The sequence below is a fragment of the Pseudomonas sp. AE27 genome (assembly GCF_037113495.1).
Taxonomy (GTDB): Bacteria; Pseudomonadota; Gammaproteobacteria; order Pseudomonadales; family Pseudomonadaceae; genus Aquipseudomonas; species Aquipseudomonas palmensis.
Map to the genome: position 1 here is coordinate 3,612,907 of NZ_CP146966.1, position 23,102 is coordinate 3,636,008.

Below are 23,102 nucleotides of genomic sequence, written 5' to 3' on the forward strand. Positions count from 1 at the left end.
CGGCTCCTACAGCACGCGGCATGCAGCAGCGATTCGACCGCGCAGCGCCCGCCAAGGCATACTTGCCATCCCGGCAAGCCAGAACATCCCCCCATGCGTATCCACGTCAGCTTCATCGACCGCGTCGGCATCACCCAGGAAGTGCTGGCCCTGCTCGGTGCCCGCCACCTCAACCTGGACGCCGTGGAGATGGTGCCGCCCAACGTCTACATCGACGCCCCGACGCTGAGCCCCGACGTGCTCGAAGAGCTGCATGACGCGCTGTTCAACGTGCACGGCGTGCAAAGCGTGAAAGTGGTCGACATCCTCCCCGGACAGCGCCGCCACCTGCAGCTCGATGCCCTGCTCGCCGCCATGAGCGACCCGGTCCTGGCCCTGGACAGCGCCGGCCATGTGCTGCTGGCCAACCCCGCATTGATCGTCCTGTGCGGCCAGGACCCGGAGGGCCGCTCGGTGGGTGAGCTGTTCGGCGACCCGCAACTGCTTGATGCGCTGATCGAACAGGGTTTCCACCTGCCCCTGCGCGAAGTCACCCTCAATGGCCAGACCCTGCTGCTCGACGCCACCCCGATCACCAACGCCGGCGCCCTGCTGACGCTGTACCAGGCCAACCGCATCGGCGAACGCCTGTCGGCCCTGCACCACGACCATGCCGAAGGCTTCGACGCGCTGCTCGGCGACTCGCCGCCCATCCGTACCCTCAAGGCCCGCGCCCTGCGTGTGGCGGCGCTGGATGCGCCGCTGCTGATCCACGGCGAGACCGGCACCGGCAAGGAACTTGTAGCCCGTGCCTGCCACGCCATCAGCAGCCGCCACAACGCACCCTTCCTGGCACTGAACTGTGCGGCGCTGCCGGAGAACCTGGCCGAGAGCGAGCTGTTCGGCTACGCCCCCGGTGCCTTCACCGGCGCGCAACGCGGCGGCAAGCCGGGGCTGATGGAGCTGGCCAACCAGGGCACCGTGTTTCTCGATGAAATCGGCGAGATGTCGCCTTACCTTCAGGCCAAGCTGCTGCGGTTTCTGAGCGATGGCAGCTTTCGCCGCGTGGGCGGTGATCGCGAGGTCAAGGTCAACGTGCGCATCCTCAGCGCCACCCACCGCGACCTGGAAAAGATGGTTGCCGAAGGCAGTTTTCGCGAAGACCTGTTCTACCGCCTGAACGTGCTCAACCTGGAAGTGCCGCCGCTGCGCGAGCGTGGCCAGGACATCCTGATGCTGGCGCGTGCCTTCATGCGCCAGGCCTGCACGCAGATCCAGCGTCCGCTGTGCCGGCTGGCGCCGGGCACCTACCCGGCGTTGCTGGGCAACCGCTGGCCGGGCAACGTGCGCCAGTTGCAGAACGTGATCTTTCGCGCTGCGGCCATCTGCGAGAGCAGCCTGGTGGATATTGGTGACCTGGACATTGCCGGCACCTCGGTGGCGCGCCAAAGCGATGGTGAAGTGGCCAGCCTGGAGCAGGCCGTGGAGAACTTCGAGCGTGGCCTGCTGGAAAAGCTCTACGTCACCTACCCCTCCACCCGCCAGTTGGCCAGTCGCTTGCAGACTTCGCACACAGCTATTGCGCATCGGCTGCGCAAGTATGGCATTCCCGGAAAGGAAACCCTTCCGTAGCGAATTCGATACACCGTATCGAATTCGCTACATCGCCCGTTTGCCACTGTAATGCAAGGTTTTGATCCCTCTGCGCTTTTTCAATACTCGACAGGTGTAGCGATTTCGCTACGACCTGCATAACGAGCAGCGCCGACAAATACATAACTAATTGATTTGTAAGCATTTTTTATAAATGGCCACGAACTTGCTAAGGAGATGTCAGTTCCGGGCTGGCCTGATGGTGAGCCCTACCGCACCCCTGAGGAGTTCCCATGAGCGAGTTGCGTTTTACCGAAGATCACGAATGGCTGCGCGCCGAAGCCGACGGCAGCGTCACGGTCGGGATCACCGCCTTTGCCCAGAACGCACTGGGTGACGTGGTCTATGTGCAACTGCCGGAACTGCAAACCTACGAAGCCGGGGCCGAAGCCTCCACCGTCGAATCGGTCAAAGCCGCCAGCGGCGTGTACATGCCGCTGACCGGTGAAGTGGTGGCAGTCAACGAACAGCTGCAGGACAGCCCCGAGCTGGTCAACGAAGATCCGCTGGGCGAAGGCTGGTTCTTCCGCTTCATCCCGGCCGATGCCGGCGCCGTCGCGCAACTGCTCGACCAGGACGCCTACGACCGTCTGATCAAAGCCAACGCCGACGCCTGAGGAAATCACCATGACCATCAACCTCGGCACCGCCAATCAGTTCATCGCCCGTCATATCGGCCCGCGCGACACCGACGAGCAGGCCATGCTCGCCACCCTGGGCTTCGACTCGCTGGAGGCCATGAGCGCCGCCGTGATCCCCGACAGCATCAAGGGCACCAGCGTGCTCGAGCTCGGTGACGGGCAGAGCGAAGCCGATGCCCTGGCCTCGCTCAAGGCCATCGCCGGCAAGAACCAGCTGTTCAAGAGCTTCATCGGCCAGGGCTACTACAACACCCACACCCCGGCACCGATCCTGCGCAACCTGCTGGAAAACCCGGCCTGGTACACCGCCTACACCCCCTATCAGCCCGAGATTTCCCAGGGCCGCCTGGAAGCGCTGCTGAACTTCCAGACCCTGATCAGCGACCTCACCGGCTTACCGATCGCCAACGCCTCCCTGCTCGACGAAGCCACGGCCGCCGCCGAAGCCATGACCTTCTGCAAGCGCCTGAGCAAGAACAAGGGCAGCCACGCCTTCTTCGCCTCGGTGCATTGCCACCCGCAGACCCTCGACGTGCTGCGCACCCGTGCCGAGCCGCTGGGCATCGAGGTGGTGGTGGGCGACGAGCGCGAGCTGGGCGACGTGAGCGCCTTCTTCGGCGCCCTGCTGCAGTACCCGGCCAGCAACGGCGAGGTGTTCGACTACCGCGAACTGGTGGAGCGCCTGCACGCCGCCAACGCGCTGGTGGCGGTAGCCGCCGACCTGCTGGCGCTGACCCTGCTGGCCCCGCCGGGCGAATTCGGCGCCGACGTGGCCATCGGCAGCGCCCAGCGCTTCGGCGTGCCGCTGGGCTTCGGCGGCCCGCATGCGGCGTACTTCTCCACCCGCGATGCGTTCAAGCGCGACATGCCAGGGCGCCTGGTCGGCGTGTCCATCGACCGCTTCGGCAAGACCGCCCTGCGTCTGGCCATGCAGACCCGCGAGCAGCACATCCGCCGCGAGAAGGCCACCAGCAACATCTGCACCGCCCAGGTACTGCTGGCCAACATCGCCAGCATGTACGCCGTGTACCACGGCCCGCAGGGCCTCAAGCAGATCGCCCAGCGCACCCACCAGCTGACCGCGATCCTGGCCAGCGGCCTCAAGGCACTGGGCGTGAACGTGCAGAACGCCGCGTTCTTCGACACCCTGACCCTGGCCACCGGCGGCGCGACTGCCGCGCTGCATGAACAGGCGCGCGCCCGCCAGCTCAACCTGCGCCAGATCGATGCCGACCACCTGGGCCTGTCGCTGGACGAAACCAGCACCCAGGCCGATGTCGAGGCCCTGTGGCAGCTGTTCGCCAATGGCCAGGCCGTACCGGACTTCGCCGCGCTGGCCGCTGCCACGCCAGCACGACTGCCGGCCGCCCTGCTGCGCCAGTCGGCCATCCTCGAACACCCGGTGTTCAACCGCTACCACAGCGAAACCGAACTGATGCGCTATCTGCGCAAGCTGGCCGACAAGGACCTGGCGCTGGACCGCACCATGATCCCGCTGGGCTCGTGCACCATGAAGCTCAACGCCGCCAGCGAAATGATCCCGGTGACCTGGGCCGAGTTCGGCAACCTGCACCCCTTTGCCCCCGCCGAGCAGAGCCAGGGCTACCAGCAACTGACCGACGAGCTGGAGGCCATGCTGTGCGCCGCCACTGGCTATGACGCCGTGTCGTTGCAGCCCAACGCCGGTTCGCAGGGCGAGTACGCCGGCCTGCTGGCGATCCGCGCCTACCACCAGAGCCGGGGCGATGCCCGCCGCGATATCTGCCTGATTCCCTCGTCGGCCCACGGCACCAACCCGGCCACCGCACACATGGCCGGCATGCGCGTGGTGGTCACTGCGTGCGATGCCCGTGGCAACGTCGACATCGACGACCTGCGCGCCAAGGCCATCGAGCACCGCGACCAGTTGGCCGCGCTGATGATCACCTACCCGTCCACCCACGGTGTGTTCGAGGAGGCCATCGGCGAGATCTGCGCGATCATCCACGACAACGGCGGCCAGGTGTACATCGACGGCGCCAACATGAACGCGATGGTCGGCCTGTGCGCCCCGGGCAAGTTCGGCGGCGACGTGTCCCACCTGAACCTGCACAAGACCTTCTGCATCCCCCACGGCGGTGGCGGCCCGGGCGTCGGCCCGATCGGCGTCAAGGCGCACCTGGCGCCGTTCCTGCCGGGCCATGCGCACCTGCACAACCCCCAGGGCGCGGTATGCGCGGCGCCGTTCGGCAGCGCCAGCATCCTGCCGATCACCTGGATGTACATCCGCATGATGGGCGGCGCCGGGCTCAAGCGTGCGTCGCAGATGGCGATCCTGAATGCCAACTACATCGCCCGCCGCCTGGAAGAGCACTATCCTGTGTTGTACACCGGCGGCAATGGCCTGGTGGCGCACGAGTGCATCCTGGACCTGCGCCCGCTCAAGGACAGCAGCGGCATCAGCGTCGACGACGTGGCCAAGCGCCTGATCGACTTCGGCTTCCATGCCCCGACCATGTCGTTCCCGGTGGCCGGCACGTTGATGATCGAGCCGACCGAGAGCGAGGCCAAGGAGGAACTGGACCGCTTCTGCAACGCCATGATCTGTATTCGCGAAGAGATTCGCGCAGTGGAGAACGGCAGCCTGGACAAGGACGACAACCCGCTGAAGAACGCCCCGCACACCGCGGCCGAACTGGCCGGCGAATGGCCCCACGGCTATAGCCGCCAGCAGGCGGTGTACCCGCTGCCATCGCTGGTGGAGGCCAAGTACTGGCCACCCGTGGGGCGTGTCGACAACGTGTTCGGCGACCGCAACCTGATCTGCGCCTGCCCGTCGATCGAAAGCTATCAGGACGCCTGAGGGCCTCTTCGCCGGCAAGGCCGGCTCCTGCAGAGCCCGCGCGCATCTGTAGGGGCCGGCCTTGCCGGCGAAGCTTTTCAACCTGCACGAGGGTACGACCATGTCACTCAGCGTCTTCGACCTGTTCAAGATCGGCATCGGCCCCTCCAGCTCACATACCGTCGGGCCGATGCGCGCAGCCGCGCGTTTTGCCGAGGGCCTGCGCCGCGACGACCTGCTGGCCAGTACCGCCAGCGTCAAGGTCGAGCTGTACGGCTCGCTCGGCGCCACCGGCAAGGGCCACGGCAGCGACAAGGCGGTGCTGCTGGGGCTTGAGGGCGAACACCCCGACAGCGTCGACACCGACACCATCGCAGCGCGCCTGCAGGCGATCCGCAGCAGCGGGCAGCTCTACCTGCTGGGCGAGCACGCCATCGAATTCAACGAAAAACAGCACCTGGCGATGATCCGCAAGCCGCTGGCCTTTCACCCCAACGGCATGATCTTTCGTGCCTTCGACGCCGCCGGCCTGCAGGTACGCAGCCGCGAGTACTACTCGGTGGGCGGCGGTTTCGTGGTCGACGAAGGCGCCGCCGGGGCCGATCGTATCGTCGAGGACAGCACCACACTGCCCTACCCGTTCAAGACGGCCCGGGAACTGCTTGGCCACTGCACCACGCATCACCTGAGCATCAGCCAGGTGATGCTGGCCAACGAATCGGCCTGGCGCCCCGAGGCCGAGACCCGCAGCGGCCTGCTGCACATCTGGCAAGTGATGCAGGACTGCGTGGCTGCCGGCTGTCGCAACGAGGGCATTCTGCCCGGCGGGCTCAAGGTCAAGCGCCGCGCTGCGGCCCTGCACCGCCAGCTGTGCGCCAACCCCGAGGCGAGCCTGCGCGATGCGCTGTCGGTACTCGACTGGGTCAACCTCTATGCCCTGGCGGTCAACGAAGAGAATGCCTCCGGCGGTCGAGTGGTCACCGCACCCACCAATGGCGCTGCCGGCATCGTGCCGGCGGTGCTGCACTACTACATGCGCTTCATCGGGGGTGCCAGCGAAGACGACGTGGTGCGCTTTCTGCTCACCGCCGCTGCCATCGGCATCCTGTACAAGGAAAACGCCTCGATCTCGGGGGCCGAAGTGGGCTGCCAGGGTGAGGTCGGGGTGGCCTGTTCGATGGCAGCCGGGGCCCTGTGCGAGGTGCTGGGCGGCAGCGTGCAACAGGTCGAGAACGCCGCCGAAATCGGCATGGAACACAACCTGGGCCTGACCTGCGACCCGATTGGCGGGCTGGTCCAGGTGCCCTGCATCGAACGCAATGCCATGGGCTCGGTCAAGGCGATCAACGCGGTGCGCATGGCCTTGCGCGGCGACGGGCAGCACTTCGTCTCGCTCGACAAGGTGATCCGCACCATGCGCCAGACCGGCGCCGACATGAAAAGCAAATACAAGGAGACCGCCCGCGGCGGTCTGGCCGTCAACATCATCGAGTGCTGACAACCTCAAGCCTCTAGAAGGAGTCATCAATGTCCACCGACACACTGCTGCAAACACCGCTTCATGCCCTGCATCTGGAACTGGGCGCGCGCATGGTGCCGTTCGCCGGCTACGACATGCCCGTGCAGTACCCGCTGGGGGTGCTCAAGGAGCACCTGCACACCCGCGAACAGGCCGGCCTGTTCGACGTGTCGCACATGGGCCAGATCCGCCTGGTGGGCGCCGATGCCGCCAAGGCCCTGGAAACCCTGGTGCCGGTCGACATCATCGATTTGCCGGTGGGCATGCAGCGTTACGCGATGTTCACCAACGAACAGGGCGGCATCCTTGACGACCTGATGGTGGCCAACCTGGGCAACGACGAACTGTTCCTGGTGGTCAACGCCGCCTGCAAGGACCAGGACCTGGCCCACCTGCGCCAGCACATCGGCACGCTGTGCCAGGTGCAGCCGCTGTTCGAAGAGCGCGCCCTGCTGGCCCTGCAGGGCCCGGCGGCGGTCAAGGTGCTGCAGCGCCTGGCCCCCGAGGTGGCGGACATGACCTTCATGCAGTTCAAGCCCGTGGTGTTGCTGGGCGTGGACTGCTACGTGAGCCGTTCGGGCTACACCGGCGAAGACGGCTTCGAGATCAGTGTGCCCAGCGCCAGCGCCGAGGCCCTGGCCCGTCACCTGCTGGCCGAGCCGGAAGTGGCCGCCATCGGCCTGGGCGCGCGCGACTCGCTGCGCCTGGAAGCCGGCCTGTGCCTGTACGGGCATGACATGAATGCCGACACCACGCCGATCGAGGCGAGCCTGCTGTGGGCCATCTCCAAGGTACGCCGTGCCGATGGCTCGCGGGCGGGAGGCTTCCCCGGCGCTGCTGCGATCTTCGCCCAGCAGCACAGCGGCGTGGCGCGCAAGCGCGTCGGCCTGCTGCCGCAGGAGCGTACCCCGGTGCGCGAAGGGGCCGAGATCGTCGATGAGGCCGGCACGGTGGTCGGCAGCATCTGCAGCGGAGGCTTCGGGCCCACACTGGGCGCACCAGTGGCGATGGGATATGTGGACCAGGCCCATGCAGCGCTCGATACACCGCTGTGGGCCATCGTGCGCGGCAAACGGGTGGCGATGAAAGTCAGCAAGATGCCGTTCGTTGCCCAGCGCTACTATCGCGGCTGAAACAGCGCAATTGAAACAAGGTGTCATGGCGCGTTCGGGATATTCGTTTTCGAACGCGTTTTACAACTTTCGAACACGCCCGACAGCGGCCCGCAAACAGCCCCGGAAATTTCCCGCCAGGCCCCGTGGTGCGGCGCTCTGCGGGACTTGTTTTTGCAATCGAAATGAGTGTAGATTCACTGCACTGTGTTTGCATGGGTCGCTATGGTTCGTGACCTGGGCAGTAGCGCCGAGTTTTGCTACAACCCGTTCGACGTCTCTTACTTTCCTGCAACCCAGCCCAGTACTCTTTCAATGAAAGAAACTGTTACTAATTCTAAGTTTCAAAGGAAATAAGACAATGTCCCAACGTCAGAGCGGTACCGTCAAGTGGTTTAACGACGAGAAAGGTTTTGGTTTCATCACTCCAGAAAGCGGTCCGGATCTGTTCGTACACTTCCGCGCTATTCAGGGCAACGGCTTCAAGAGCCTGAAAGAAGGCCAGAAAGTGACCTTCGTTGCTGTGCAGGGCCAAAAAGGCATGCAAGCCGACGAAGTTCAAGCCGAAGCCTGATCTTCATCAACGAAAGAGCCCCTGCTGGCAACAGCAGGGGCTTTTTTGTGCGCGCAATTCCGTAGAATGGGCGCTTTGTCACCCGGAGCCTGAGCGCATGCCCAAGCAACTTCTTCAACCACAGGGCGAGTTCCCCGTGGTCGGCCTGGGCCGTCGCCTGGCCGCGATGTTCTATGACTTCCTGTTGTGCACCGCCCTGCTGATGGTGACCACGCTGGTGTACAAGATGGTGCAGATGGCGATCATCGGCGAGACGCGCATGCGCGCCCTGACCGAGGCGGGGGCGCTGGATGGCGATCCATTGCTGTCGACCGTTCTGCTGTTCATGCTGTTCGGCTTCTTCGCCAAGTTCTGGACCCACGGCGGCCAGACCCTTGGCATGCAGGTATGGGGCATCCGCGTGCAGAATGCCGACGGCAGTGCCATCAGCCTGTGGCAGGCACTGCTGCGCTTTGTGGTGTCGATTGCGTCGTGGCTGTGCCTGGGCCTGGGGTTTCTGTGGTCGCTGGTGGACAAGAAAAAACGCGCCTGGCATGACATGTACTCGGAAACCCAGCTGGTGCGGATTCCCAAGCGCAAGAAGTAGAACCGCAGCGCCCCGTTCGCCGGCACCGGCAACCAATGAAAAAGCCGACCCTGAGGTCGGCTTTTTGTTGGCCAGGGTAATCGCTACCCCGCCCTGCGTAGCAACCACACCCCCGCCAGCGCACAGATTGCCGCCGGGATCACCACCGCCAGCAGCGGCGGGAAGCCGAACACCTGGCTCGAAGGGCCCAGCAGGTCCTGGGCGATGCGGAACACGAAGCCCACCAGCACCCCGGTGAACACCCGCTGGCCCAGCGTCACCGAACGCAGCGGGCCGAAGATGAACGACACCGCCATCAGTACCAGCGCCGCTGTGACCACCGGTTGCAGCACCTTGGTCCAGAACGCCAGCCAGTAGCGCGCGTTGTTCAGGCCCTGGTCGGAGAGGTAGTGAATGTAGTCCCACAGCCCGCTGATCGACAGCGACTCGGGCGCCAGTACCACGGTGCTGAGCAGCTCGGGGGTCAGCGCGACGTCCCAGCGCTCCTCGGCATTGTGGATGACTTCGGTGTGGTCCCCACGGAAGTGCGTGGTGGTCACGTCGGTCAGTTCCCAGTGGCCCTGGGTGTATTGCGCCCTGCGCGCAAAGCTGGAGGTCTGCATGTGACGCTCGTTGTCGAAGCGATAACGCGTCACGCCCAGCAACAGCCCATTGGGCTGCACGGTGTTGATGTGCACGAACTCCTCGCCCTGGCGGTGCCACAGGCCGCGCTTGGAGCTTTGCGCCTCACCGCCACCCTGCGCCAGCGAACGGTCGGCCTGGGCCTTGTTCTCGGTCACGGGTGCCAGGTACTCGCCCATCAGCACGCCGATCAGCATCAGTACCAGCATCGGCTTCATGACCGCCCACACGATGCGCCCGATGGACACGCCGGCAGCGCGCATGATGGTCAGTTCGCTGCTGCTGGCCAGGCTGCCCAGGCCGATCAGGCAGCCGATCAGCGCGGCCATGGGCAGCATGTCGTACAGGCGCCGTGGCGCGGTCAGCAGCACGTAGTTGCCCGCGTCCCACAAGGTGTAGGTATCGCTGATGTCGCCCATCTCGTCGATGAAGGCGAACAGCGACGCCAGGCCGAGGATGATCCCCAGCACGGCGAGGATGGCCATGAACACGCTCTGGCCGATGTAGCGATCGAGTTTAGCCACGGGCCACCTCCGCACGACGGCTGGCGCGCTTGAGGCGCAGCGGTTCCCAGAACATCAGGCCCAGGCCGATCAGCAGGAACAGCCCATGCACCGGCCACAGGCCCAGGCCGATCGGCAACTTGCCTTTCTCCAGGGCGCCGCGGGCGGCAATCAGAATCGTCAGGTAAGCCATATACAGAAGGATCGCCGGCAGCAGCTTGAGGAAACGGCCCTGGCGCGGGTTGACCCGCGACAGCGGCACCGCCATCAGGGTCACGATGAACACCAGCAGCGGCAGCGACAGGCGCCACTGCAGTTCGGCACGCTCGCGCAGCCCGGTACTGCCGATCAGTTCGGACGTCGGGATGGCCTCGCGCTCGGTGACTTCCTGGCTGACCTCCGGCTTGGGCAGCAGCACACCGTAGGTGTCGTACTTGATGGCGCGGTAATCGGCCTGGCCCGGGTTGCCGTCGTAGCGGTAGCCGTTTTCAAGGATCAGGTAGCGGTTGCCGTCGGCCTGCACTTCCTGACGGCCCTTTTCGGCCACCAGCACGGAGATGCCACGGTCCTTGCTCTTGTCCTGGGACAGTCGCTTCTCGGAAATGAACACGCCGGCCAGCTTTGAACGGTCATCCGACAGCTGCTCGGTGTAGGTGACCCGCGAACCGTCGCGCAGGTTCTGGAAGCGGCCCGGCACCAGGGTGTCGAACTCGGTCAGCGCATCCTGCTGGTTGATGATCTGCGATACCTGGGTCACGCCCTGGGGCGCCAGGCTCAGGCTCAGCCAGGCCACCAGCACCGCGATCAGTGCCGCCGGCATCAGGGTCATGCCCAGCAGGCGCTGCTGGCTCATGCCGGTTGCCGAGAGCACGGTCATCTCGCTTTCCAGGTACAGCCGGCCGTAGGCCAGCAAGATGCCCAGAAACAGGCCCAGCGGCAGGATCAGTTGCAGAAAGCCGGGCAGGCGGTAGCCCATGATCAGGAACAGTACGCCCGGATCGAGCATGCCCTGGGCCGCCTGGGCCAGGTATTTGATGAAGCGCCCGCTCATGATGATGACCAGCAGCACAGCGCTGACGGCACTCAAGGTCACCAGGACCTCGCGGGACAGATAACGGAAGACGATCAAACCAGACACTCCTGGGTTGTCAGGCTCGGACAGCCGAACAAGGGAAAACGTTGCAACCAAGATAGTCGCCCGCCCGCCAAAGGCGAACCCGGACAAAAGTGCGCGCATTATCCTGTGAATGGCCGTGCCTGTCACTTGGCGCCGTGCAAAGCTTCATCTCGGGGTTGTCAGCGCGCCCGCCGCAGGCTCAAACTGGGCGCTTTCTGACTGGCCCGCCACGGCGCGCCAGGCCGCTTCGAGCGCCTGCACCGCCAGCGCGCACTGACAGTTCATTCGGGGACCCTGACATGGAATTGGTTGTAAAAAGCGTAGCCGCAGCATCCTTGAAAACCGCCACCCTGGTACTGAGCGTGGGTGAAGGCCGCACACTGGGCGCTACCGCCAAGGCCGTGGACGACGCCAGCAACGGCGCCCTGAGCGCAGTGCTCAAGCGCGGCGACCTGGCCGGCAAGGTCGGCCAGACCCTGCTGCTGCAAGGCCTGGCCGGGGTCAAGGCCGAGCGCGTGTTGCTGGTGGGGACCGGCAAGGACGCCCTTGCCGACCGCGCCTGGCGCAAGCTGGCGGGCAGCGTGCTCAACGTGCTCAAGGGCCTGGCTGGCAGCGATGCGGTGCTGGCACTGGACGACGTTGCCGTGACCGGCCGCGATGCCAACTACGGCAAGGTACGCCTGCTGGCCGAGAGCCTGCTCGATGGTCAATATGTATTCGATCATTACAAGAGCAAGAAGGCCGAGCCGATCGCCCTGAAGAAGATCACCCTGCTCAGCGACAAGGCCGGCCTGGCCGAGGTGGAGCGCGCCGTCAAGCACGCCACCGCGATCGCCAACGGCATGGGCTTCACCCGCGACCTGGGCAACCTGCCGCCGAACATCTGCCACCCAAGCTATCTGGCCGAACAGGCCAAGGCGCTGGGCAAGGAGTTCAAGGGCCTCAAGGTCGAGGTGCTGGACGAGAAGAAGATCAAGGACCTGGGCATGGGCGCGTTCTACGCCGTGGGCCAGGGCAGCGATCAGCCGCCACGCCTGATCGTGCTCAGCTACCAGGGCGCCGCCAAGAAGAGCGAGAAGCCTTACGTACTGGTGGGCAAGGGCATTACCTTCGACACCGGCGGCATCAGCCTCAAGCCCGGTGCCGGCATGGATGAAATGAAGTACGACATGGGCGGTGCAGCCAGCGTGTTCGGCACCCTGCGTGCCGTGCTCGAACTCAAGCTGCCGATCAACCTGGTGTGTGTACTGGCCTGTGCCGAGAACATGCCCAGCGGTGGCGCCAGCCGTCCGGGCGACATCGTCACCACCATGAGCGGGCAGACCGTCGAAATCCTCAACACCGACGCCGAAGGCCGCCTGGTGCTGTGCGACGCACTGACCTACGTGGAGCGCTTCAAGCCGCAGGCGGTGATCGACATCGCCACCCTGACCGGCGCCTGCATCGTCGCCCTGGGCAGCCATACCTCGGGCCTGATGGGCAACGACGACGAACTGATCGGCCAACTGCTGGACGCCGGCAAGCGTGCCGACGACCGCGCCTGGCAACTGCCGCTGTTCGACGAATACCAGGAGCAGCTCGACAGCCCGTTCGCCGACATCGCCAACATCGGCGGCCCGAAGGCGGGCAGCATCACCGCCGGCTGCTTCCTGTCGCGCTTTGCCAAGGCCTACCACTGGGCCCACCTGGACATCGCCGGCACGGCCTGGACCAGCGGCGGCAAGGACAAGGGCGCCACTGGCCGCCCGGTACCGCTGCTGACCCAGTACCTGCTCGACCGCGCCAACGCCTGAGGCGCCGTCCACCGGCCGCGCTGCAAGGCGTAGCCGGTGGGCCACCCCACCATGAGCAAAGTCGACTTCTATATCCTGCCCAGCCCCGCGCCTGCCGCGCGGCTGGATTTCGCCTGCAAGCTGTGCGAAAAGGCCTGGCGCCTTGGGCACCGCGTGTACCTCAACTGCAGCGATGCGGCCCAGCGCGACGAGCTGGATGCGCGGCTGTGGGCGTTCAAGGGCGAGGCCTTCGTGCCCCACAGCGCGCTCGAGGACGACCCGCACGGCGCGGTGGCGCTGGGGGTCGGTGACGACCCGGGCGATCATCAGGACCTGCTGGTCAATCTCGACCTGAAGGTACCCGGTTTTGCCGCACGCTTTGCCCGCATTGCCGAGATCGTGGTGGAGGAGCCGGCCATTCGTGCGGCGGCGCGGGAGAGTTTCCGTTTCTACCGTGAACAGGGCTATGCTCTGCAAGACCACCGTTTACAGCGACTCTGATGATGGACAAACCTGCCCCCATGCCAAAACCTGCGCATTTGCTGGACGATCTGGAGTCGATTCGCCAGTTGCTGGGTGACGATGCCCTGGAACCGCCACTGCTGACCGAGACCGTCGAGGAGCAGATACCGTTGCTGCTCGAGCCGGCCGAACCGGCAACGCGGGCCACGGTGGCTGCCGAGCCGGCTGCCGAGCCCGACCCGCAGGCGCGCCGCCAGGACACCCTGCTGCACCTGGACAGCGAACTGCGCGCGGCGGCGCAGTTGATCATGCAGGATGTGATCAAGGACTTTACCCCGCATATCGAGAACGAGATCAAGCGGCGCCTGGATGCCCGCCTGGAGCGGTTGTTGAACTCACGCTCGTAATCAAAAACGGGGGGGCGAGCCTTTGGCTCGCTTCGCCGGCAAGGCCGGCTCCTACGCGAAGAATTCCCCACAGTTTTTTGCCCCACTCCCGCACCTCATGCTACGCCCCGGCCCTTATCCCCGCTATACTTCTCGGCTTTCCTGAATAAATGCCATAGGGTCCCGCCGCGCATGGATAAGACCTACCAGCCGCACGCCATTGAAACTTCCTGGTACAACACCTGGGAGTCAGAGAATTATTTCGCCCCGCAAGGCGCGGGCGATTCGTACACCATCATGATCCCGCCGCCGAACGTGACCGGCAGCCTGCACATGGGTCACGGCTTCAACAACGCGATCATGGACGCCCTGATCCGTTTTCGCCGCATGCAGGGTCGCAACACCCTGTGGCAACCAGGCACCGACCACGCCGGCATCGCCACGCAGATGCTGGTGGAGCGTCAACTGGAGGCCAAGGGCCAGAACCGTCACGACCTGGGCCGCGACAAATTCCTCGAGAAAGTCTGGGAATGGAAGGATCAGTCCGGTGGCAACATCAGCCGCCAGATCCGCCGCCTGGGCTCGTCGGTAGACTGGAGCCGCGAGCGCTTCACCATGGACGACGGCCTGTCCGAAGCGGTCAAGGAAGCCTTCGTGCGCCTGCATGAAGACGGCCTGATCTACCGCGGCAAGCGCCTGGTCAACTGGGACACCAAGCTGCACACGGCGATCTCCGACCTCGAAGTGGAAAGCCACGACGAGAAAGGCCATCTGTGGAACCTGCGCTACCCGCTGGCCGACGGTGCCACCACGGCCGACGGCAAGGACCACCTGGTGGTCGCCACCACCCGTCCGGAAACCCTGCTCGGCGACGCCGCCGTGGCCGTCAACCCGAACGACGAGCGCTACCAGGCGCTGATCGGCAAGTTCGTCAAGCTGCCGCTGGTCGGTCGCCTGATCCCGATCATCGCCGATGACTACTGCGACCCCGAATTCGGCACCGGCTGCGTGAAGATCACCCCGGCCCACGACTTCAACGACTACGAAGTCGGCAAGCGCCACAACCTGCCGCTGCTCAACATCTTCGACAAGAACGCTGCGGTGCTGCCGGCAGCCCAGGTGTTCAACCTCGACGGCAGCCTGAACGAAAGCCTGGACGCCAGCCTGCCTGCCGCCTACGCCGGCCTCGACCGCTTCGTGGCGCGCAAGCAGATCGTTGCCGACCTGGATGCCGCAGGCCTGCTGGTCAGCGTCGACGACCACGCCTTGAAAGTGCCCAAGGGCGACCGCTCCGGCACCATCATCGAGCCATGGCTGACCGACCAGTGGTACGTGTCGACCAAGCCGCTGGCCGAGCCTGCGATCGCCGCTGTCGAAGACGGCCGCATCCAGTTCGTGCCCAAGCAGTACGAGAACATGTATTTCTCTTGGATGCGCGACATCCAGGACTGGTGCATCAGCCGCCAGCTGTGGTGGGGCCACCGCATTCCGGCCTGGTACGACGTGTCGGGCAAGGTCTATGTGGGGCGCAGCGAAGAAGAAGTGCGCGCCAAGCACCGGCTGGGCGACGACGTGGTCCTGAACCAGGACAACGACGTGCTCGACACCTGGTTCAGCTCGGGCCTGTGGACCTTCTCCACCCTGGGCTGGCCGCAGCAGACCGAATTCCTCAAGACCTTCCACTCCACCGACGTGCTGGTGACCGGTTTCGACATCATCTTCTTCTGGGTTGCCCGGATGATCATGTTGACCATGCACCTGGTGAAGAACGAGGACGGTACCCCGCAGGTGCCGTTCAAGACCGTGTACGTGCATGGTCTGGTTCGTGATGGCCAGGGGCAGAAGATGTCCAAGTCCAAGGGCAACGTGCTCGACCCGCTGGACATCGTCGACGGCATCACCCTGGACGCGCTGCTGGAGAAACGCACCAGCGGCCTGATGCAGCCCAAGCTGGCCGACAAGATCGCCAAGCAGACCAAGGCCGAGTTCCCCGAAGGCATCGCCAGCTACGGCACCGATGCCCTGCGCTTCACCTTCTGCTCGCTGGCGTCCACCGGTCGCGACATCAAGTTCGACATGGGCCGCGTCGAAGGCTATCGCAACTTCTGCAACAAGATCTGGAACGCCGCGCGCTACGTGCTGGACAAGGGCGAGGACTGCGGCCAGAACGGCGAGGCCTACGAGCTGTCGCTGGCCGACCGCTGGATCATCTCGCAGCTGCAGCGCACCGAAGCCGAAGTGACCCGCCAGCTGGACCAGTTCCGCTTCGACCTGGCCGCCCAGGCGCTGTACGAGTTCATCTGGAACCAGTACTGCGACTGGTACCTGGAGCTGTCCAAGCCGGTACTGTGGGACGAGAACGCACCGGTCGAACGCCAGCGCGGCACCCGCCGCACCCTGGTCCGCGTGCTGGAAGTGGCGCTGCGCCTGGCGCATCCGTTCATGCCGTTCATCACCGAGGAAATCTGGCAGCGCCTGGCGCCACTGGCCGGTATCGAAGGCAAGACCATCATGCTGCAGCCGTGGCCGGTGGCCAACGAAAGCCGCATCGATGAAGCGGCCGAAGGCGATATCGAGTGGCTCAAGGAACTGATGCTGGGCGTGCGCAACATCCGTGGCGAAATGAACATCGGCCCGGGCAAGCCATTGCAGCTGTTCCTCAAGAACGCCAGTGCCGAAGACGTGCGTCGCCTGCAGGAAAACGAGGCACTGCTCAAAAAGCTGGCCAAGATCGAATCCTTCACCGTGCTGGGCGAGCAGGACGAGGCGCCGCTGAGCGCCACCGCCCTGGTCGGTGACCTGCAGGTGCTGGTGCCGATGGCCGGGCTGATCGACAAGGATGCCGAGCTGGCGCGTCTGAACAAGGAAATCCAGCGCCTGCAAGGCGAAGTGCAGCGGGTGGGCGGCAAGCTGTCCAACCCGGCGTTCGTCGACAAGGCGCCGCCTGCGGTGATCGACAAGGAGCGCGCCAAGCTGGCCGAGGCCGAACAGGCCCTGGCCAACTTCACCGAGCAGCATGCGCGGATTGCCGCCTTGTAATACTCACTGACTGTAGGAGCCGGCCTTGCCGGCGAAGCAGGCGACACTGCCCTGCTACCTGCACTGGCAAGGCTGCGCCTTGCATCGCCGGCAAGGCCGGCTCCTACAGGGGGCCCGTCTTGCCGGCGTTTTTTATGGGACTTTCATGACCACACCCAACAAACCCACCCTGCACCCGCGCAACCGCCACCAGGGTCGCTACGACTTCCCGCAACTGATCAAGAGCAGCCCGGAGCTGGGCCGCTTCATGATCACCAACCCCCACGGCAAGCCGAGCATCGATTTCGCCAACCCCGAGGCAGTGCGCGTGTTCAACCGCGCCCTGCTCAAGGCCCAGTACGGCATCCAGCACTGGGACATCCCGGCCGACTACCTGTGCCCGCCCATACCCGGGCGCGCCGACTACCTGCATGGCCTGGCCGACCTGCTGGCCACCGACAACGGTGGCGAGATTCCGCGGGGTGCGATGATCCAGGCACTGGATGTGGGGGTCGGGGCCAACTGCATCTATCCGCTGCTGGGTCACGTCGACTACCGCTGGCGCTTCCTGGGCTCGGACATCGACCCGGTGGCCCTGGGCGCCGCCAAGGCCATCGTGCAGGCCAACGGGCTGGGCAAGGTCATCAGCCTGCGCCAGCAGGGCAATGCGCGGCAGATCCTCGCCGGCCTGCTCAAGAGCGACGAACGCTTCGACGTCACCCTGTGCAACCCGCCCTTCCACGCCTCGCGTGACGAAGCCACCCGTGGCAGTCAGCGCAAATGGCGGGCGCTGGGCAAGGCCGACCCCAAGCGCAAGCTGCCGGTACTGAACTTTGGCGGGCAGAACAACGAGCTGTGGTGCGAGGGCGGTGAAATCCGCTTTGTCAGCCAGCTGGTGAATGAAAGCGTGGCCCTGGGCCAACAGGTGCTGTGGTTCAGCAGCCTGGTGTCGAAGGCATCGAACCTGCCGGGTATCGAGGCGGCCCTGAACAAGGCCAGCGCAGTAGAGCACCGCGTGCTGGAGATGGGCCAGGGGCAGAAGCAGAGCCGCCTGGTGGCCTGGACCTTCCAGACACCTCAGGCGCGCGCAGCGTGGCGCCAGCTGCGCTGGACGAAACCCGCCCCCTAGGGGCATGCGCAGCACCCACAAAAAAACCGCGCCTGGCTCGCACCGGACGCGGTTTTCAGAAGCTGTTTACAATTACTTGTTTACAGCGTCGGTCAGCACTTTGGCTGGAACGAACTTGACGACTTTCTTGGCAGCGATTTCGATGGCAGCGCCAGTCGAAGGGTTACGACCGGTACGGGCAGGACGCTCGGTGATCTTCAGCTTGCCGATACCCGGCAGGGTGATTTCGCTGCCATTTTCCAGTTGATCAGCAACGATCTGGCCCAGTTGCTCCAGAGCGTTACGCGCGGTGGTTTTCGGCGCGTCGATAGCTTCGGCGATATCGGCGATCAGTTGGTCTTTGGTCAATGCCATGGTGGTGTTCCTTCCCTATCAAATTCAGTTGGTTTGCAGAGTGCAGCGTCAGCCATCGGCCCAGACCCGCGAGTCTTCGGCGGTCCGGGGTATATCCATTGCCAATCGCGTATGTAGATACACAAAAATGCGTTTGGTTCGACGTGACATCAGCGGTCTGCCAGCAATGCGCCACACGCGGTGCGCAAGACCGGGCAAAACTACCACACGAAGCGATAAATATCCGCCTCCCACAGGCCAAATGTTCTGGTTTTTCGGGGGTTTGCAGCAAATTTCGCAAAAAATCGCACAAAAAATGAACAACCCTTGCGTCGACACACATCCATACCCTGCTCAAGCCCCCGGCTGGGTTACACTTGGCCGCTTTGCAGCGCCGTATGTCGCGCCCTATTTTCAGCCGAGAATCCCATGCCGATCCGTCATTGCATCGTCCACCTGATCGACAAGAAACCCGATGGCAGCCCTGCCGTGCTGCACGCACGCGACTCGGAACTGGCCGAGTCGACCGCCATCGAGAACCTGCTGGCCGACCTCAACGACAGCTACAACGCCAAACAGGGCAAAGCCTGGGGCCTGTTCCACGCCGAGTCCGGCGCCCATCCGTTCAGCGGCTGGCTGAAGGAATACCTGGATGAAGGCAAGACCTTCACCGCCTTCAGCCGCGTGGCCGTCGAGCACCTGCAGAAGCTGATGGAAGAGTCGAACCTGTCCACCGGTGGCCACGTACTGTTCGCTCACTACCAGCAAGGCATGACCGACTACCTGGCCATTGCCCTGCTGCACCACAGCGAAGGCGTGGCGGTGAACGCCGACCTGGACGTGACCCCCTCGCGCCACCTGGACCTGGGCCAGCTGCACCTGGCTGCTCGCATCAACATCTCCGAGTGGCAGAACAACAAGCAGTCCAAGCAGTACATCTCGTTCATCAAGGGCAAGAACGGCAAGAAGGTCTCGGAGTACTTCCGCGACTTCATCGGCTGCCAGGAAGGCGTCGACGGCCCGGGAGAGACCCGCACCCTGCTCAAGGCCTTCAGCGACTTCGTCGAGAGCGAAGACCTGCCCGAGGAAGCCGCCCGCGAAAAGACCCAGACCCTGGTCGAGTACGCCACCAGCCAGACCAAGGCAGGCGAGCCGGTGACCCTGAGCGAGCTGTCGGAACTGATCGACGAGGACCGCCCGCGGGCCTTCTATGACCATATCCGCAACAAGGACTACGGCCTGTCGCCGGAGATCCCGGCCGACAAGCGCACCCTGAACCAGTTCCGCCGCTTCACCGGCCGCGCCGAGGGCCTGTCGATCAGCTTCGAGGCACACCTGCTGGGCTCGAAGATCGAGTACGACGAAGAGGCCGGCACCCTGATCATCAAGGGCCTGCCCACCCAGCTCACCGATCAGCTCAAGCGTCGCAAGGACTGAGCCCCGTCCAGGAGGCCACCAATGCCTCCTTGGCCGACTTGCGCAGCTTCTTCACCAGGCGTTCCTGGCGCAGCGCCTCGGCCTTGTCCGGCCAGGCTTCCACATACACCAGCGCCACTGCCGGGCTGGTGCTGAAGTAACGCGCACCGCGGCCGCTTTGATGGGCATTGAAACGGCGCTCGGGGTTGTCGCTGATGCCGCAGTACAACGAACCGTTGGCGGTGCGTACCAGATAGACATACCAGGGTTTGCGAGAGGTGGGGGTTTCGGTCACGGGCATCTGCGTACAGGGGTGAAGGCGACAGCTTACCCCGTCAACGCCCGGCCTGAAATGCGCGCAGGCCTTTTGCCGCCTGTTGGCGAATCTTGCCCTGTACCAGCGGTGTCCAGCCCAGCAGCAGGCCCTTGGTACCCAGCGCCTGGCGGGCCCAGCGCCACAGGTCGAAATGATCGTGATGCTCGACGATCAACCCGTCGCGGATCACGAAACGTGCCTGAATGTCGTTGACCACCACGCGACCGGTCTGGCTGAACAGGTAGGTGGCCACCCAGTGCGCAGTGGCGCTGCGCTCGTCGGCGCGCACGCTGTCGAAGGTCAGGGAGAAATCCTTGGCGCGACTGGCGAGCATGCGCCACATGTCGGCGGCGTCCTTGCCACGCAGGGTACCGAAGGCCGGGTCGCTGAACACCACCTCGGGGCTGTAGCAGGCGACCATGGCCTCGGCGTCGAGGCGCTGGAAGGCCTGGTAGAAACGTGTGATCAGCGCGATGTTGGCGTCGCTCATGGGCGCGGTCCATTACAGGGGAACGGACGTGAACGATAGGCCGAGTGATGGCTGAAAGCTACGGGTATCTACGGTGCGAATGATGTGCCCCATCGCGGGTCAGGCCCGCTTGTGTCTTGAGGAGGGGTTAGAATCTGAAGTGAGAGCGGTGAATGGCAAGCTGATAGCCCGAGGTGCCCTGAGCACGCGTGGGAGCACAAGCTGCCATTCACCGTTCTACTTTGGCGAGAGCCCGAACAGTTGGATGAGGGCCAAATCTCGAATCACAAGCGTGGGCCAAGCCAAAGTACTCTCACACCTTGAGTCTAAGAGGGTTTGGCCATGTCTTCCTCTGTCGGTATCGATGTTTCCAGTGCCACGCTCGCCGTTCACATCCGCCCCGAGGATATTAGTTTCAATGTTTCCAATGACTTGAGTGGATTTAAGCAGCTCGTCGAAAAACTTGGCGAGTACCAGGTTTCAGCCATTTTGCTTGAAGCAACCGGCGGTTATGAATGCAGTGCCCTTCGGGCACTGCAAGGTGCTGGTTTCCCGGCCTTCCGAATCAACCCCAATCGCGCCCGGGATTTCGCCAAGTCCATGGGCAAGCGTGCCAAGACCGACCCTATCGATGCAGCTGTGCTTGCCCATTTCGCCGAGGTGCTGCCGCCTCAACGTTGCGTAACGATGACCCCTGAGCGAGCTTTGCTACGTGAACTGCTGATCCAGCGGGATCGTTTCGTCCAGCAACGTGACGATGACAAGCGCCGACTGAAGCAAGCGCAAACGGCATGTGTTTTGGCGAGTCTGGAGCGCCATATCAATTATCTGAAGGCCGAGATCAAAGCGCTTGAGCAAGAAATTGCCAAGCAGGCGGAGGAACTGCATGACGACCGCGTAGCGCAGCTCATGCAGGTCAAAGGTATCGGCCTGGTCACAGCCGCCAAACTGGTGGCATTGCTACCGGAACTGGGTCAGGTGAGTCGCCAGGAGATCGCGGCTCTAGTGGGTGTCGCGCCGTTTAACGAAGATAGTGGCAAACACTCTGGCAAACGTTCGATCTGGGGAGGGCGGACACGAATCAGGCGGGCGCTGTACATGGCGTGCTGGGTCGTCATCCGGCACAACAAGGACTTCACTGAGCGTTATACCGCTATGAGGGCCCAGGGAAAGCTAGCGAAGGTAGCGGTAGTGGCATGCATGAGAGTCCTGATCGTCCGTTTGAATGCGATGCTCAAGGCCGGTACGCCGTGGCAGGAGCAGATCGCTCAACCGTAGGAGCCAGCTTTGCTGGCGATGCCCGGCTACGCCGGGCCAGGGGCGCTAAGCACCCCATCGACGGCAGAGCCGGCTCCTACAAAAAGACAGTTGCTCCCACAGGTGCAGTGCAGACCCGCGATGGCAGCCACGCGAAGTCAGACCCGTTCGCTGACCACACCCACCTGCAACGCCCGCCCGGCCTTGAGCCCGAAACCGATCGCACCCACGCCCAGCACCGCGAAAATCCAGCCCACTGCGTCCCAGCCACCGGTCACGTCATGCACCAGGCCCACCGCGAACGGCCCCATCGAGGCCAGGGTATAGCCGATGCCCTGGGCCATGCTCGATAGGTTGGCCGCCACATGCGAGTCCTTCGACCGCAACACGATCAGGGTCAGCGCCAGGGCAAAGGTGCCGCCCTGCCCGACACCCAGTACCACCGCCCAGCCCCACAGCCCGCCTAACGGGGCATACAGGCAGCCGAACAGGCCGGCCAGGGTCAGCAGCATCACCAGCACGATGGCCAGGCGCTGGTCCTTGCCACGGGTGGCCAGCCACGGCGCGGTCAGGGCACTGGCCAGTTGCACGATCACCGAACCGGACAGCACCAGCCCGGCCTCGGTCGGGCTCAGGCCACGGCCGATCAGAATCGAGGGCAGCCAGCCGAACACGATGTACGCCAGCGACGACTGCAGGCCCATGTACAGGGTCACCTGCCAGGCCAGCGGATCGCGCAGCAGCCCCCTCACCCGATAAGCCACCGCATGCTTGCCATGCCCGTGGCGCGCCTGGGGCAGCCAGAACAGCGCCGCCACCACCGCCGGAATCAGCCAGACACCCAGGCCCAGCGCCCAGCTGTCGTCGAAGTGCTGGCTCAACGGCACGGTGGCGCCGGCCGCCAGGGCCGCGCCCAGGCACAGGGCCATGGTGTACACGCCGGTCAGGGCGCCGGCATGCTTGGGGAAGTCGCGCTTGACGATGCCCGGCAGCAGCACGCCAATCACGCCGATGCTGGCCCCGGCCAGGATGCTGCCGGCAAACAGCCCCACACTGCCCAGCGAGCTGCGCAGCAAGATGCCGCACGCCAGCGTGAGCAGAATGCCCAGCACCACCCGCTCACTGCCGAAGCGACGCGCCAGGATCGGTGCCAGCGGCGCGAACAGGCCCAGGCACAGTACCGGCAGCGTGGTCAGCAGGCCGGCCTGCGAAGCACTCAGCCCCAGGCTGTCGGACACCTGCCCGAGCAACGGCGCCATGCTCGACAGCGCCGGGCGCAGGTTCAGTGCCACCAGTACCAGCCCCAGCAGCAACAGCCACGGGCGCTGCAGCACGGCGGGCGGTTGCAGTTGGGCGTCGTCGGCTTCGGCGTCGATCAGGAGTTCTTCGAGCGGCGGGTTGGGTTTGGGCATGGCTGT

20 protein-coding genes are annotated in these 23,102 nt (G+C 64.5%); 14 read left to right on the forward strand and 6 right to left on the reverse strand.

The window, feature by feature from the left end; translation table 11 throughout:
- The first annotated feature begins 93 nt into the window (after positions 1-93).
- From V9K84_RS16680 to V9K84_RS16710, 7 genes are all read left to right on the forward strand, one after another.
- Entirely contained in the window at positions 94-1,611 is a 1,518-nt protein-coding gene (locus tag V9K84_RS16680; protein ID WP_088514588.1) for a sigma-54-dependent transcriptional regulator, read from the forward strand.
- Between the two features lie 254 nt (positions 1,612-1,865).
- Positions 1,866-2,249: a glycine cleavage system protein GcvH gene (gene gcvH, locus V9K84_RS16685; RefSeq protein ID WP_043862428.1), complete on the forward strand. Its 384-nt coding sequence runs from the start codon at positions 1,866-1,868 to the stop codon at positions 2,247-2,249.
- A gap of 10 nt (positions 2,250-2,259) precedes the next feature.
- Positions 2,260-5,115, forward strand: coding sequence for an aminomethyl-transferring glycine dehydrogenase (gcvP, locus tag V9K84_RS16690; protein WP_088514589.1), 2,856 nt, complete (start codon positions 2,260-2,262; stop codon positions 5,113-5,115).
- 100 nt (positions 5,116-5,215) lie between these two features.
- Positions 5,216-6,592 carry an L-serine ammonia-lyase gene (locus V9K84_RS16695; RefSeq protein WP_088514590.1) on the forward strand — a complete coding sequence of 459 codons (1,377 nt, stop codon included), beginning with the start codon at positions 5,216-5,218 and terminating at the stop codon, positions 6,590-6,592.
- A 29-nt stretch (positions 6,593-6,621) separates the two neighbouring features.
- The gene (gcvT, locus tag V9K84_RS16700) at positions 6,622-7,746 is read left to right on the forward strand and encodes a glycine cleavage system aminomethyltransferase GcvT (protein ID WP_058541434.1); all 1,125 of its coding nucleotides are present in this window, start codon (positions 6,622-6,624) and stop codon (positions 7,744-7,746) included.
- A gap of 340 nt (positions 7,747-8,086) precedes the next feature.
- Complete coding sequence (locus V9K84_RS16705; protein WP_003175786.1) at positions 8,087-8,299, forward strand: cold shock domain-containing protein; 213 nt, start codon at positions 8,087-8,089, stop codon at positions 8,297-8,299.
- Between the two features lie 97 nt (positions 8,300-8,396).
- A complete protein-coding gene (locus V9K84_RS16710) occupies positions 8,397-8,885 on the forward strand; it encodes an RDD family protein (RefSeq protein ID WP_043862432.1) in 489 nt (162 codons plus the stop codon).
- A gap of 83 nt (positions 8,886-8,968) precedes the next feature.
- Here the strand turns inward: V9K84_RS16710 and lptG are convergent, their stop codons facing one another.
- Positions 8,969-10,030, reverse strand: coding sequence for an LPS export ABC transporter permease LptG (lptG, locus tag V9K84_RS16715; protein ID WP_043862433.1), 1,062 nt, complete (start codon positions 10,028-10,030; stop codon positions 8,969-8,971).
- The gene (gene lptF / locus V9K84_RS16720) at positions 10,023-11,138 is read right to left on the reverse strand and encodes an LPS export ABC transporter permease LptF (RefSeq protein ID WP_043862434.1); all 1,116 of its coding nucleotides are present in this window, start codon (positions 11,136-11,138) and stop codon (positions 10,023-10,025) included. The genes lptG and lptF overlap by 8 nt, the downstream gene beginning before the upstream one ends.
- A gap of 287 nt (positions 11,139-11,425) precedes the next feature.
- On the opposite strand from lptF, the gene V9K84_RS16725 reads away from it, so the two are divergent.
- From V9K84_RS16725 to rlmF, 5 genes are all read left to right on the forward strand, one after another.
- On the forward strand, positions 11,426-12,919 hold the full coding sequence (locus tag V9K84_RS16725; protein WP_054916377.1) for a leucyl aminopeptidase: 1,494 nt from the start codon (positions 11,426-11,428) through the stop codon (positions 12,917-12,919).
- Between the two features lie 51 nt (positions 12,920-12,970).
- Entirely contained in the window at positions 12,971-13,399 is a 429-nt protein-coding gene (locus tag V9K84_RS16730) for a DNA polymerase III subunit chi (protein ID WP_043862523.1), read from the forward strand.
- Between the two features lie 2 nt (positions 13,400-13,401).
- On the forward strand, positions 13,402-13,767 hold the full coding sequence (locus tag V9K84_RS16735) for a DNA polymerase III subunit chi (protein ID WP_088514591.1): 366 nt from the start codon (positions 13,402-13,404) through the stop codon (positions 13,765-13,767).
- A gap of 171 nt (positions 13,768-13,938) precedes the next feature.
- Entirely contained in the window at positions 13,939-16,785 is a 2,847-nt protein-coding gene (locus tag V9K84_RS16740) for a valine--tRNA ligase (protein ID WP_088514592.1), read from the forward strand.
- 145 nt (positions 16,786-16,930) lie between these two features.
- A complete protein-coding gene (rlmF, locus tag V9K84_RS16745) occupies positions 16,931-17,893 on the forward strand; it encodes a 23S rRNA (adenine(1618)-N(6))-methyltransferase RlmF (RefSeq protein ID WP_088514593.1) in 963 nt (320 codons plus the stop codon).
- 72 nt (positions 17,894-17,965) lie between these two features.
- On the opposite strand, the gene V9K84_RS16750 is transcribed toward rlmF, so the two are convergent.
- The gene (locus V9K84_RS16750) at positions 17,966-18,247 is read right to left on the reverse strand and encodes an HU family DNA-binding protein (RefSeq protein ID WP_009398256.1); all 282 of its coding nucleotides are present in this window, start codon (positions 18,245-18,247) and stop codon (positions 17,966-17,968) included.
- A 408-nt stretch (positions 18,248-18,655) separates the two neighbouring features.
- Here V9K84_RS16750 and yejK point away from each other — a divergent pair, with 408 nt between their 5' ends.
- Entirely contained in the window at positions 18,656-19,663 is a 1,008-nt protein-coding gene (gene yejK, locus V9K84_RS16755) for a nucleoid-associated protein YejK (RefSeq protein ID WP_043862439.1), read from the forward strand.
- On the opposite strand, the gene V9K84_RS16760 is transcribed toward yejK, so the two are convergent.
- Positions 19,644-19,937 (reverse strand): GIY-YIG nuclease family protein, encoded by a 294-nt coding sequence (locus tag V9K84_RS16760; RefSeq protein WP_229589547.1) that lies wholly within the window; start codon positions 19,935-19,937, stop codon positions 19,644-19,646. The genes yejK and V9K84_RS16760 overlap by 20 nt on opposite strands.
- Positions 19,938-19,977: 40 nt before the next feature.
- Positions 19,978-20,448, reverse strand: coding sequence for a nuclear transport factor 2 family protein (locus V9K84_RS16765; protein WP_043862441.1), 471 nt, complete (start codon positions 20,446-20,448; stop codon positions 19,978-19,980).
- A 321-nt stretch (positions 20,449-20,769) separates the two neighbouring features.
- On the opposite strand from V9K84_RS16765, the gene V9K84_RS16770 reads away from it, so the two are divergent.
- A complete protein-coding gene (locus tag V9K84_RS16770) occupies positions 20,770-21,705 on the forward strand; it encodes a transposase (RefSeq protein WP_338791484.1) in 936 nt (311 codons plus the stop codon).
- Positions 21,706-21,842: 137 nt separating this feature from the next.
- Here V9K84_RS16770 and V9K84_RS16775 read toward each other — a convergent pair whose 3' ends face one another.
- A complete protein-coding gene (locus V9K84_RS16775; RefSeq protein ID WP_256582870.1) occupies positions 21,843-23,096 on the reverse strand; it encodes an MFS transporter in 1,254 nt (417 codons plus the stop codon).
- Positions 23,097-23,102: the final 6 nt, after the last annotated feature.